The organism is Agrobacterium sp. 22-223-1 (genome assembly GCF_053522385.1).
In genome coordinates this window covers 1,902,740-1,915,056 of the sequence record NZ_JBNWCN010000001.1, presented here as the reverse complement: position 1 = coordinate 1,915,056, position 12,317 = coordinate 1,902,740, and the positions used below count along the sequence as shown (strand labels likewise).

Below are 12,317 nucleotides of genomic sequence, written 5' to 3'. Positions count from 1 at the left end.
GGCTGGATTCCGGCTCAAGGCCGGAATGACGGAAGTGTGGATTCACTTGTCGGAATTCCAACTCCTCTGTCACACCCCACAAAAAAAGACCGGCCCGAAGGCCGGTTGAAGAAGACAGCCTTATCGGGGGGATATCGGCGTCTTTGCAAGGGCATGCAATGGGAAACGATCCCATGGAGTGGTCCATCCGGCGCGGATGTGCGGCAAAAGACATCGCGCCGTACTGACCTGCGGCCAACATGGCTTGCCGCGTTCTTCTGATACGCTATGAGGGTCACATGTTTGTGACAACGGCCCTCGGGAGCCTGCCTTTATGCCCCCTGTTTCAGAGCTGATGGTCTTTGCTGCGGCGCTTGCGGCAGCGGGTGTGGTCGCCGGTCTTCTGGCGGGGTTGTTCGGCATCGGCGGTGGCGCGGTGCTGGTGCCCGTCTTCTACCAGGTCTTCGGGCTACTGGATGTGCCGGAGGCGGTGCGCATGCATCTCTCGCTCGGCACATCGCTCGCCATTATCGTGCCCACCTCCATCCGCTCGTTCCTGACGCATCGTCAGAAAGGCGCGGTCGATATCGATCTGCTGAAGGGCTGGATCGTCGCCGTACCGCTCGGCACCATCCTCGCATCCGTGGTTGCAGCCCATGCCTCGAGCGTTGCGCTGCGGCTGATCTTCGCCTTCATCGCGCTGGCGCTTGCCTTCCGGATGATCTTCAACCGGGCAAGCTGGCATCTGGGTTCCGACCTGCCGCAAAACCCGGGCCGTTTTCTGGTGGGCACCGGCATCGGGCTTTTTTCCGGCCTGATGGGCGTGGGCGGCGGGGTGATGAACAACACCTTCATGACGCTTTACGGACGCACCATCCATCAGGCGGTTGCCACGTCTTCCGGCGTCGGCGTGCTGATTTCGCTACCGGGGCTTCTGGGTTATATCTGGGCCGGCTGGGGCGATGCGGGCCTGCCGCCGTTTTCCACTGGCTTCATCAACTGGATCGCGGTGGTGCTGTTGATCCCCATCACGCTTGTCGTTGCTCCCTATGGCGCGCGGCTGGCGCATGCGCTCAGCAAGAAGCAGCTGGAGCGCGCCTTCGGACTGTTTCTGGTCTTCGTTGCGGCGCAGTTTTTCTATAGCGTTTACGGCTGATTTTCCCACTCCGCCGAACGCAGTGTTCAGCCCGTCGGACTGGCATTTGCGCCTTTCCCGGCCTATATGGCGTGCATCTTACTCGGTTTTTCGAAAGATTCGCCATGAATGCCATTGTTTCGATACGGAATCTGACAAAATCCTACGCAAACGGCTTTCAGGCGCTCAAAGGTGTCAGCCTCGATATCAAAGAGGGGGAAATCCTTGCTCTTCTCGGTCCGAACGGTGCTGGCAAGACGACATTGATCTCCATCGTCTGCGGCCTCGTCAATCCCGGTGAAGGTTCGGTGCTTGTCGGCGGGCACGATGTGGTGAAGGATTTTCGCCAGACCCGCGCCCTGATCGGCCTCGTGCCGCAGGAACTGACCACCGACCAGTTCGAGACGGTGTGGAACACCGTCAGCTTCTCGCGCGGCCTGCACGGGCAAAAGAAGAACCCGGAACTGATCGAGCGCATCCTGAAATCCCTGTCGCTCTGGAACAAGAAGGACAATATGCTGCGGGAGCTTTCCGGCGGCATGAAGCGGCGTGTGCTGATCGCCAAGGCGCTGGCGCATGAGCCGAAGGTTCTGTTCCTCGACGAGCCGACGGCCGGCGTGGATGTGGCGCTGCGCCGCGACATGTGGAACGTCGTTTCCGAGCTGCGCGCCAAGGGCGTCACCATCATCCTCACCACGCACTACATCGAAGAGGCGGAAGAAATCGCCGACCGTGTGGGCGTCATCAATGGCGGCGAATTGCTGCTGGTGGAAGAAAAGACGGCGTTGATGAAGAAACTCGGCCGCAAGCAGCTTTTCCTGGAGCTTGCCCAACCCGTGGAGCAATTGCCCGACAGTCTTGCGCCCTTCGGTCTGACGCTTTCCGATGACCGCTGCACCGTCACCTATGAAATCGAGGATAATGGCGAGCAGGGTCGCATTGCCGATGTTCTGAGCGCTCTTTTCGCCGCCAACATCCATTTCAAGGATATTTCAACGCGGCAGAGCTCGCTTGAGGATATCTTCGTTTCGCTGGTGGGAGGCCAGAAATGAATTTCGAAGCCATCAAGGCCATCTATCTGTTCGAAATGGCCCGCACGCGTCGCACTCTGCTGCAGAGCGTGGTCTCCCCGGTCATTTCCACCTCGCTCTATTTCATCGTGTTCGGAACCGCGATCGGTTCGCGGATTCAGGAGGTTGGCGGTGTTTCCTACGGCGCGTTCATAACGCCCGGCCTCATCATGCTGACGCTTCTGACGCAATGTATCGGCAACGGCTCCTTCGGCATCTATTTCCCGAAATTCACCGGTACGGTCTATGAAATCCTCTCCGCTCCGGTGGCGATGACGGAAATTCTGGCCGGTTATGTCGGGGCGGCGGCGACCAAGGGGCTGATGATCGGCACGATCATCCTGATAACGGCTTCCTTCTTCGTGGATATCACCATCGCCCATCCGTTCATGATGATCCTGTTCTTCGTGCTAACGGCGGTGAGCTTCAGCCTGTTCGGCTTCATCATCGGCATCTGGGCGACGAATTTCGAGCAGCTGAACCTCATACCCATGCTGGTGGTGCCGCCGCTGACCTTCCTTGGCGGCAGCTTCTATTCCATCGACATGCTGCCGCCCTTCTGGCAGACGGTCAGCCACTTCAACCCAGTACTTTATCTCATCAGCGGTTTCCGCTGGAGTTTCTATGAGATCGCCGACGTCAATCCGGTGATCAGTCTGGCGATGATCACGCTGTTTCTGGCGCTCTGCCTCGGTGTTGTCGGCTGGATGTTCAAGACGGGGTACAGGCTGCGCAACTGACGGCATCGGCTTTCTCCCTCATTCCTTTGCTCGTCACAGGAATCCAGCCGACGCGCGTCTGCGCGACGGGAAGACTCCTTTCAGCCCAAGGACTTGGGCTGGCTGGATCCCTGTGACGAGCACAGGGATGAGGGAGGTTGGCTGCTCTGCACCCGTTCCCAAACGAGCCTCAAGACATAATCAATCCACCATCGACATTGATCGTCTGGCCGGTGATATAGGCCGCGTCGTCGGAAGCCAGAAACGCTACCAGTGCGGCCACTTCGGCGGGCGTTCCGGCGCGGCGCATGGGGATGTTGCGCACCCATTCGGCCATCAGTTCGCCGGGCTTGTATTCACCCAGCATCTGGCCCCAGACGCGGTCGTTATAGTCCCACATTTCGGTGTGGATGATGCCGGGGCAAATGGCGTTGACGGTAATGCCTTCCGGCGCGAGTTCCTTGGCAAGGCTTTGCGTCAGCCCGACGACGCCGAACTTCGAGGCGGCATAATGCGGGGTATAGATGAAGCCCTGCCGCGCCTGACCGGAGGCGGTGTTGACGAGGCGGCCCTTGGTGCCGCTTTCGCGGAAGCGGCGGATCGCCTCCTGGCAGCAAAGGAACGCGCCCTTGGTATTGACGTCGAGGTTGAAATCCCACTGTTCCTGCGTCAGCTCTTCGATCTTCGAAATGGTGATGACGCCGGCATTCTGGACGGAGATAGAAAGCGGGCCGATCGCCTCTTCGGCGGCGCCATAGGCCTCGCGCACCGCTGCCGCATCCCGAACGTCGAGGATGAGTCCATGGGTGACGGCGCCGGTTTCGTCCGCGAGTTTTTTGGCGGCATCCTGCGTGTCTTTGTCGACAGAGGCGATGGCGACTTTCGCACCTTCCTCGGCAAAACGGCGGGCGATGCCGTAACCGATGCCCTTGTTGCCTCCGGTCACGAATACGGATTGACCTTCAAAGCGCCTCATGTCTCCTCCTTTATGGGATTTTGGCTATGTTTCCTGGCCGACCAGTCGTTCGGCGGTGAATTTGTCGGTGACGAGCACGTCGATCACCCCGGTTCTGAGCGCGCCGGCAATCGCCTCGGTCTTTTTCGAACCGCCGGCGAGCGCAATGACACGGTCGACATTGGAGAGGTTTTCCAGCGGCAGGCCGATGACCCGGTCGTCGAGCGGCGTTTTGACCGGCTTGCCTTGCCTGTCGAAGAACCGCAGCGATATGTCGCCCACCGCACCCGCCTGCGCGAGATCGGCGAGTTCCTTGGCGGAAAAGATGTTGCCGGAGCGGGCGAGAAGCTCCGACGGCTCGACCGCACCGATGCCGACGACGGCGAGCGTGATCGACCCGAAGAGATCGATGGTTTCGCGCACGAAGGGATCGGCGAGCATCAAAAGCTTCGCCTCGCGGGATGTGGCGACGCCCGGCACCGGCAGCAGTTTCGGTTCCGCCTCCGTCAGCCGCGCCAGGCGCGTGGTGATCTGGGTGGCGTGCGTCTGTACCGATGGGTCGCCCATGCCGCCCAGCGTCTGCACGATATAGCGCGCCTTGGCGCCTTTAAGCGGGTGGATGTTTTCCACCATCTTGAAGATCGTCTGGCTCCAGCTGGAAACGCCGATGATCTCGTTCTGCGACAGTGTCACTTCGAGAAAATGCGCCGCCGCTTCGCCGATGCGGGCCATGATCGCGCCATCGCGATCCTCGCTGCAATCGACAACGATGGCCTCCGGCAGGTCGAAACGTTCGCGTAGCTGCGCTTCCAGATCGCTATAGGTGCCGGGCGGCGGAATGATGCTGGTGCGGACAATGCCTTCCGCCTCGGCGCGCTTCAACATGCGCGAGACGGTGGCTTGCGAAAGATTGAGATGCTGGGCGATTTCCGCCTGACGCTTGTGCTCGCTGAAATACATCTGCGCCACGCGGGAAATCATTCGAAGTTCGTTTAGCCTGCCCATAAGCCCTCCAGGGTGAATTTTTATTCACCATTACCCGAGGTTACAGGCAAGGTCGAGCGGGCAATCGCGTCGCGCCAGATGCTAAGCCGCTGCCGGCTTTCGCTGTTGGCGGGCGCGATGGTGTTGCCCTGGCTTGCAAGGGCGGCGATGGCCGTAAGATCGCTCCAGAAACCGAGGGCGAGGCCGGCGAGATAGGCAGCGCCCAGCGCGGAGGCTTCCGGCGCATCGCGCTGGATGACGGGGTGTTCCAGCATATCGGCGACGCATTGCATCAGGAAACAGTTCTGGCTCGGCCCGCCATCCACAAACAGCCGCCCGAAACCGGAAGGTGACTGCGCGCGCATGGCGGCAAAGACGTCATGGACCTGAAAGGCGATGGAATCGGTGACAGCGCGGGCCATCTGGGCACGGCTGGTGCTGAAATTGATCTGGGAGAAAAGCGCACGCGCATTCGTATCCCAATAGGGCGCGCCGAGACCGACGAAGGCCGGCACGAAGCCGGGGCCATTTGGCTCTGCAGTGGCGGCCAGCTCGACGAGGGCGGCGACATCCGGCAGGCCGAGAATCTCTGTCATCCAGGGCAGGGACGCGGCGGAAACGAGAATATTGCCCTCGAAGGCGAAGGTCGGTTTGCCGCCGAGCCGCCATGCGACTGTGGTGGTGATGCCGCGTTCGGGCGCGATGAAATGCGGCAGGGTCGTCATGACAGAGGAGCCGGTGCCGAAGGTTACCTTGCCATCACCCGGATTGAAGGCGCCATGGCCGAAGAGGGCGGCGTGGCTGTCGCCGATGGCGGCGAGGATAGGCGTGCCGTCCTTGATGCCGGGAACGCCTGATGTGACGCCAAAATCGCCGCTGCTGTCGCGCAGATCGGGCAGGGTGTCGATATCGATGCCGAAAAGGTCGCAAAGCTCCTCGCTCCAGACCTGCCGGTTGAGATCGAGCACCTGGCTGCGGGCGGCATTGGAGGCGTCGCAAGCATGGACCTTGCCGCCGGTGAAGCGATGGATGAGCCAGCTATCGATGGTGCCGAGGCGGAGCTTGCGGCCCTTCGGCGCGCGCTCCAGCAGCCAGCGCATTTTTGCGCCCGGAAACATCGGGTCGATCGGCAGGCCGGTCAGCGCCATGACGCGCTCGGAATGGCCCTTCTCGATCAGTTCGGCGCAATCCTGCGCCGTGCGGCGGCATTGCCAGCTGAGCACCGGGCCGAGCGGCTCGCCGGTTTCGCCATCCCAGATGGTCACGGATTCGCGCTGGTTGGAGATGGCGATGGCCGCGACATCGACGTCAGAAGGCGCGGCGGCAAGGCAGGCGGAGACCGCTTCGCAGACCGAGGCCCAGATGCGCTGCGGCTCCTGTTCCACCCAGCCGGGCTGCGGATAGGCGATGCCGACCGGTGATGAGCCGCGCGCCAGCAACTCTCCGCTTTCCGAGACGAGAATGGCCTTGGAATTGGTGGTGCCCTGATCGATGGACAGAATGGCGCGCATCATGGGAGTCTTTCGTCGGCAGTTTTTCGTTTCGGCCTTGCGGCGGTTAAACGACGATATTGCAGAAAGGGTGTCGCCGCGCATCCGAAGACACGCGACGACTCTGGGAGGAGACCTTATTTTCTCTTGATCAGCGCTTCGGCCGCATCCGCAATGGCGGCAGGCGCCATGCCGAATTCATCGAGCAGCCATTCGGCCGAACCCGTATGGGCAAAGACACCGGGAACGCCGAGGCGCTTCATCGGCACGGGGGCCTGTTCGACCACGACTTCGGCAATGGCGGAGCCGAGGCCGCCGAAGATCGAATGTTCCTCGGCCGTCAGGATCGCGCCGGTTTCCTTCGCAGCTGCGACGATGGCCGCCTCATCGATGGGGCGTACGGTCGCCATGTTCAGCACACGCGCCCTGACGCCACGGCTTGCCAGAATGTCGGCGGCCTTGACGATGCGGTGCGTCAGCGTGCCATTGGCGATCAGCGTCACATCGGAGCCCTCGCGCAGCAGATTGGCGCGGCCGAGTTCGAAGACATGGCCTTCCGGCAGCAGATCCGGCACGCCGACGCGCGACAGCCGCAGGAAGCAGGGGCCGGCATAGTCCGCCGCCCATTTGACGGCGGCGGCCGTCTCGATGCGGTCGCAGGGGGCGATGACCGGCAGGTTGGGCAGAACGCGGGTCCAGGCGAAATCCTCGATGGAATGATGCGTCGGGCCGAGTTCGCCATAGGCCATGCCCGAGGAGATGCCGATCAGTTTCACATTGGCGTTCGAGTAAGCGAGGTCGGCCTTAATCTGCTCCAGCGCGCGGCCGGTGAGGAAGCAGGATGCGCCGCAGACGAAGGGCAATTGGCCGCCATTGGCCAGACCCGCGCCGACGCCGACCATATTCTGTTCGGCAATGCCGACATTCACGAGGCGCTCGGGGAATTTCGACTTGAAGCCGCCGAGTTTCGAGGAGCCGACCGAATCGTTGCAGACGGCGACGACCTTGTCATTGCCGGCGGCCAGCGCTTCCAGCGTTTCGGCGAAGGCGTCGCGGCAGTCATAAAGCTTGGCGGCGGTTACGGGCGCGTTCATCACAATGCCTCCGAAAGTTCTTTGACGGCAATTTCGTACTGTTCCCTGCTCGGAACCTTATGGTGCCAGTCGACGCGGTCCTGCATGAAGGAAATGCCATGACCCTTGTTGGTGTGGGCGACGATGCAATGCGGGCGGTCGCCACGATGCTCCAGCGCCGGGACCACTTCCGCCATGGCGTTGCCGTTGATTTCGCTGACTTCCCAGCCGAAAGCCTCCAGCTTCGGGCGAAGCGGCGCGACATCATTGGTTTCCGAAAGCGCCGCACCCTGCTGGAAGCGATTGTGATCGACGATCAGCGTCAGATTGTTCAGGCCGAACTGTGCGGCGGACATGATGGCTTCCCAGTTGGAGCCTTCCTGCATCTCGCCGTCACCGGTCATGACATAGGTGTGGTAGTCCGCGCCGGAAAGCTTGGCCGCCTTGGCCATGCCGACGGCAACGGGCAATCCATGGCCGAGCGGGCCGGTATTGGTTTCCACACCCGGAACCTTGTTACAGTTCGGGTGGCCGTTAAGGCGTGAATTCGGTTGCAGGAAGGTCGAGATTTCCTCTTCCGGGATGAAGCCGCGCTTGGCGAGCGTCACATAAAGCGCGCAGGCCGTATGGCCCTTGGAAAGCACGAAACGGTCGCGGGCAGGGTTCTTCGGATCATCCGGCCAGATGCGCAGGACGCGGAAGTAAAGGGCCGTCATGATGTCGATAGCGGACATTTCGCCGCCGACATGGCCCGCACCCGCTTCGAAAACAGCCTGTACGTCGCGAAGGCGAATCTGGCGCGCAATGCGCTCTAGCTCCTGGGACTGCATGGAATCCTCTTCAAAACATGCGTGTGAATATTTATACAGCTATTTATATAATTGCAGAGATGGCGTTTCTGTCAAGCCGGAATTGTGAATTGTGTTGTTTCGGCCCAAGCCGCTCCGTTCCGGAGTCGCAGAATTTTTCATGGGGAAGGGTATTCGCGGCGTCCTTATCCCTGTGCTTGTCACAGGGATCCAGTCAGCCCAAGTCCTTGGGCTGAAAGGGCTCTTCCCGCCGCGCAGACGCGCGTCGGCTGGATTCCTGTGACGAGCACAGGAATGAGGTGGGGAGGCGCAAGTCTCCAGCTATCCCATCTTGCGCAAGGCCTGCCTCGCCATCCAAGCCTATTGACAAGCTTCTCGAAACTGGCTTATGCATGTTTCACCGATGATGAATAATTATTCTAATCGGTTTAAAAAATGCAAGACAGTCACCGGGAGGAGCCATGTCCGCGATTGAACGCAATGAGGGGGTCACGCACACCAGGAGCCCGCTTGCCTGGTTGAGCGGTGCGACCGGACCTCTTTTGGGCCTGCTGCTGCTCTGCGTGTTTCTGACCTTCGCCAGCGAGAATTTCCTGTCGCTGCGCAATGGGCTCAACATTCTCGACCAGATCACTGTTCTCGGCATCATGGCCGTCGGCATGACCTTCGTGATCCTTCTCGGCGGCATCGATCTGTCTGTCGGCTCGGTTTTGGCGCTGTCGATGATGATCATGGGCTGGACGGCCAATGTCGCGGGCATGCCGATGGGCATGGCCATCGTGCTGGCGCTGATCGCGTCCGCCGCCTGCGGCCTTGTGGTCGGTATTCTGGTTACGGCTTTTCGGGTGCCGGCCTTCATCGCCACGCTGGCCATGATGTCGGTGGCGCGCGGTCTCGCCAACATGATCACCGATGGACAGCAGATTGTCGGTTTCCCTGACTGGTTCATGATGCTGGCAATCGACCGCCATTTCGGCGTGCTGACAGCGACCGTGCTTCTGATGCTCGTCGTCGTTATGGTTTCGTGGCTGTTCCTGCGCTTCCGTTCGGAAGGCCGCACGGTCTATGCGGTGGGCGGTAACCCGGAAGTGGCGCGTCTTGCCGGTATCAATGTGCCGCTGGTGACGATCTGCGTTTATGTCGCCTGCGCGGTTCTTGCCGGTCTTGCCGGCATCGTTCTTGCGGCGCGTCTCGACTCGGTGCAGCCCTCCAGCGGTTTCGGTTACGAGCTGGATACGATTGCGGCCGTCGTCATCGGCGGAACCTCGCTTTCGGGCGGTGCGGGCGGCATCGGCGGAACGCTGATCGGCGTGCTGATCATCGGCGTGCTGCGCAACGGTCTCAATCTGCTCAACGTCTCTCCCTTTTTGCAGCAGGTCATCATCGGTGTCGTCATCGTGCTGGCCGTTGGCGCTGAAACATTGCGCCGCCGCAGAAGCTGAATTTGCCTGCGGACGGTGCTGTGCCGTCCGCGCAATAAACGACCCTCCCTATTAGGGAGGCGTGAAATAGACGGCCGGAGGGGAGGAGGTTCGATCTGCCCAAAGGTCAACAATCAACAAATGGAGGAATAATCATGAAATTTTCACGCATTCTGCTGACATCCGCCGCCCTTCTCGCCATGTCGCTCGGCCAGGCCAATGCCGCCGAAGTCAAGAAGATCGGCCTTGCCGTCGCCAATCTGCAGGCGAACTTCTTCAACCAGATCAAGCAGGCCGTCGAAGCCGAAGCCAAGACGCGCGGCATTGCAGTCGTCACCGTCGATGCCAAGGGCGATGGCCCGACGCAGGTGAACCAGATCCAGGATCTGCTGACCCAGAACATCGATGCGCTGATCTACATTCCGGCCGGTGCCGCCGCTGCGACCGTTCCGGTAAAGCTTGCCAAGGCTGCGGGCGTCCCGGTCATCAACATCGACCGCAATGCCGATGGCGCGCCGGGCGATACCTTCCTCGCCACCGATTCCGTCGCTTCCGCCAAGGCGGTTTGCGATTACATCATCAAGCAGGCCGGCGGTGCTGGCAAGATGGTCATCATCCACGGCCAGAAGGGCACGACGCCGGAAGTGGACCGCACCAAGGGCTGCATGGAATCGGTAAACGCCAATTCCGGCGTGAAGATCGTTGCCGAACAGTGGTCCAACATGTGGAGCCAGGACGAAGGCTTCCAGATCATGCAGAATATGCTGCAGGCCAATCCGGATGTTTCCATCGTCTTTGCGCAGGCTGACGGTCTGGCGCTTGGCGCGGCGCAGGCGATCAAGGTCGCCAATCCCTCGCAGAAGATCGTCGTTGGCGGTTTCGATGGCGATACGGCGGCGCTCGAGGCGCTGAAGAACGGCGTCTTCGACGTGACCGCGACGCAGCAGACCCAGAAGATGGGCCGCACGGCTGTCGAGATGGCCGTCAAGATCGTCGGTGGTGAGAAGGTTCCGGCTGTGCAGCTTTCCGATGCGACGCTGACCACCAAGGAAAATGTCGAAGGCTTCATCGCCAACCATCCCTGATGCATCCGCCCCGCGCGTCCGATGGGATGCGCGGGGCATTCATTGGTTTGTCTCTATGCAATTTGGACACAAGGCTGTGGCGTATCTCCGCCGCGATCATGTCCTGGGAGGTCCCGTCATGCGCGAGCCGGTTCTTTCGCTCCGTGGCATCAGCAAACGTTACGGTCCGCTCGAGGTCCTGAAAAACGTCGATCTCGACGTTTATCCCGGCGAAGTGGTGGCCCTGCTGGGTGAAAACGGCGCGGGCAAATCCACGCTGTCAGGCATCATCGCCGGTTCGCGTGAACCGTCCGAAGGCACGATGACATGGCTCGGGCAGCCCTATGCACCGTCTTCGCCGCGGGAGGCGATCGACAAGGGCATCGTGCTCATCCATCAGGAATTGAAGCTTCTGCCGGAGCTTTCCATCGCCGAAAACGTGTTCATTGGCCGCTGGCCGATGAAGAACGGTGTTGTCGACCGCGCCGAGATGGTGCGCAGAGCCCAGCAGCAATTGGCGCGCCTCAACCTCCACATTCCCGCAACCCGCAAGGTGGCCGGCCTTTCGACCGCCAACCAGCAGCTGATCGAAATCGCCAAGGCGCTGGCGCTGGACGCCAAACTTCTGATCCTCGACGAGCCGACGGCGGCACTTGGCGGCGCGGAAACGCAGGCGCTGTTCGAGCAGGTGCGCAAGCTGCGCGCCGAGGGCGTGGGCATCATCTATATTTCCCACCGCATGGAAGAGATCAAACAGATCACCGACCGCATCGTCGTGTTGCGCGATGGCGAGCGGGTGCATGAATTTGCCGACAGCGCGACGCCGGTTCGCACCATTGTCGAAAGCATGGTCGGCCGCTCGCTGGAACGCCTGTTCCCGACGCTGCCGGAGCCGCAGGACAAGATGGTGCTGGAGGTGAAAGGGCTAACCGGCGCGGACAATGCTTTCCGCGATATCAGCTTCGGCGTTCGCGCCGGTGAAATCCTTGGCATCGCCGGTCTTATCGGGGCGGGACGCACCGAACTGGTGCGGGCCATTTCCGGCGCCGATCCGACGAGTGCGGGTGAGGTTCTGCTGGATGGCAAGGTGCTGACGCTGAAAAGCCCGGCGGACGCCATCGCCAAGGGCATCGTCATGGTGCCGGAAGATCGCAAATTGCAGGGGCTGGTGGTGGAGCACGAGATCGGTGAAAACCTGATCTATGCCAATCTCGACCGCGTCGGCACCGGCTGGATCACGCCACGCATCAAGCGCGCCTTTACCAGGGAGGCAATCGCCAAATTCGGGGTGAAGGGCCGCAGCGAACAGCCGGCATCGGATCTTTCCGGCGGCAACCAGCAGAAGGTGGTCATTGCCAAATGGCTTGCCCGCAATCCGCGCGTGGTGGTGCTGGACGAGCCGACCCGCGGCATCGATGTCGGTGCGCGGGCGGGCATTTACGATATCATTGTCGGTCTGGCGAAAGACGGCGTGGCCGTCATCGTCGTCAGCTCCGATCTGGAAGAGGTGCTGGGCGTTTCGAACCGCATCCTCGTGCTCGCGCAGGGAAAACAGGCCGGCATCCTCAACCGGGACGAAGCAAACGACGTCTCGGTCATGGAACTGGCAACCATTTGA

General features: G+C 61.1%; 11 protein-coding genes. 6 read left to right on the top strand and 5 right to left on the bottom strand.

Annotation, left to right across the window (positions count from 1 at the left end; translation table 11 throughout):
* Window positions 1-313 precede the first annotated feature (313 nt).
* From ACQZ60_RS09485 to ACQZ60_RS09475, 3 genes are all read left to right on the top strand, one after another.
* A complete protein-coding gene (locus tag ACQZ60_RS09485; RefSeq protein WP_035261319.1) occupies window positions 314-1,135 on the top strand; it encodes a sulfite exporter TauE/SafE family protein in 822 nt (273 codons plus the stop codon).
* A 104-nt stretch (window positions 1,136-1,239) separates the two neighbouring features.
* Window positions 1,240-2,166, top strand: a complete 927-nt coding sequence (locus tag ACQZ60_RS09480; RefSeq protein ID WP_003520395.1) for an ABC transporter ATP-binding protein — start codon at window positions 1,240-1,242, stop codon at window positions 2,164-2,166.
* Window positions 2,163-2,924, top strand: coding sequence for an ABC transporter permease (locus tag ACQZ60_RS09475; protein WP_080816666.1), 762 nt, complete (start codon window positions 2,163-2,165; stop codon window positions 2,922-2,924). Before ACQZ60_RS09480 ends, ACQZ60_RS09475 begins: the two co-directional genes overlap by 4 nt.
* Before the next feature lie 169 nt (window positions 2,925-3,093).
* Here the strand turns inward: ACQZ60_RS09475 and ACQZ60_RS09470 are convergent, their stop codons facing one another.
* The 5 genes from ACQZ60_RS09470 to ACQZ60_RS09450 all read right to left on the bottom strand — a co-directional run bounded on the left by ACQZ60_RS09470 (window position 3,094) and on the right by ACQZ60_RS09450 (window position 8,235).
* Window positions 3,094-3,879, bottom strand: a complete 786-nt coding sequence (locus ACQZ60_RS09470; protein ID WP_059760432.1) for an SDR family oxidoreductase — start codon at window positions 3,877-3,879, stop codon at window positions 3,094-3,096.
* Between the two features lie 24 nt (window positions 3,880-3,903).
* On the bottom strand, window positions 3,904-4,863 hold the full coding sequence (locus ACQZ60_RS09465) for a sugar-binding transcriptional regulator (protein WP_059760430.1): 960 nt from the start codon (window positions 4,861-4,863) through the stop codon (window positions 3,904-3,906).
* 20 nt (window positions 4,864-4,883) lie between these two features.
* The gene (locus ACQZ60_RS09460) at window positions 4,884-6,353 is read right to left on the bottom strand and encodes an FGGY family carbohydrate kinase (protein WP_448735328.1); all 1,470 of its coding nucleotides are present in this window, start codon (window positions 6,351-6,353) and stop codon (window positions 4,884-4,886) included.
* Between the two features lie 116 nt (window positions 6,354-6,469).
* Window positions 6,470-7,426 carry a transketolase family protein gene (locus tag ACQZ60_RS09455; RefSeq protein WP_080851601.1) on the bottom strand — a complete coding sequence of 319 codons (957 nt, stop codon included), beginning with the start codon at window positions 7,424-7,426 and terminating at the stop codon, window positions 6,470-6,472.
* Window positions 7,426-8,235: a transketolase gene (locus tag ACQZ60_RS09450; RefSeq protein WP_149740910.1), complete on the bottom strand. Its 810-nt coding sequence runs from the start codon at window positions 8,233-8,235 to the stop codon at window positions 7,426-7,428. The genes ACQZ60_RS09455 and ACQZ60_RS09450 overlap by 1 nt, the downstream gene beginning before the upstream one ends.
* 440 nt (window positions 8,236-8,675) lie before the next feature.
* On the opposite strand from ACQZ60_RS09450, the gene ACQZ60_RS09445 reads away from it, so the two are divergent.
* From ACQZ60_RS09445 to ACQZ60_RS09435, 3 genes are all read left to right on the top strand, one after another.
* The gene (locus tag ACQZ60_RS09445) at window positions 8,676-9,656 is read left to right on the top strand and encodes an ABC transporter permease (protein WP_448735139.1); all 981 of its coding nucleotides are present in this window, start codon (window positions 8,676-8,678) and stop codon (window positions 9,654-9,656) included.
* A 134-nt stretch (window positions 9,657-9,790) separates the two neighbouring features.
* The gene (locus tag ACQZ60_RS09440) at window positions 9,791-10,720 is read left to right on the top strand and encodes a substrate-binding domain-containing protein (RefSeq protein ID WP_448735138.1); all 930 of its coding nucleotides are present in this window, start codon (window positions 9,791-9,793) and stop codon (window positions 10,718-10,720) included.
* A gap of 118 nt (window positions 10,721-10,838) precedes the next feature.
* Window positions 10,839-12,317 carry a sugar ABC transporter ATP-binding protein gene (locus ACQZ60_RS09435; protein WP_080851605.1) on the top strand — a complete coding sequence of 493 codons (1,479 nt, stop codon included), beginning with the start codon at window positions 10,839-10,841 and terminating at the stop codon, window positions 12,315-12,317.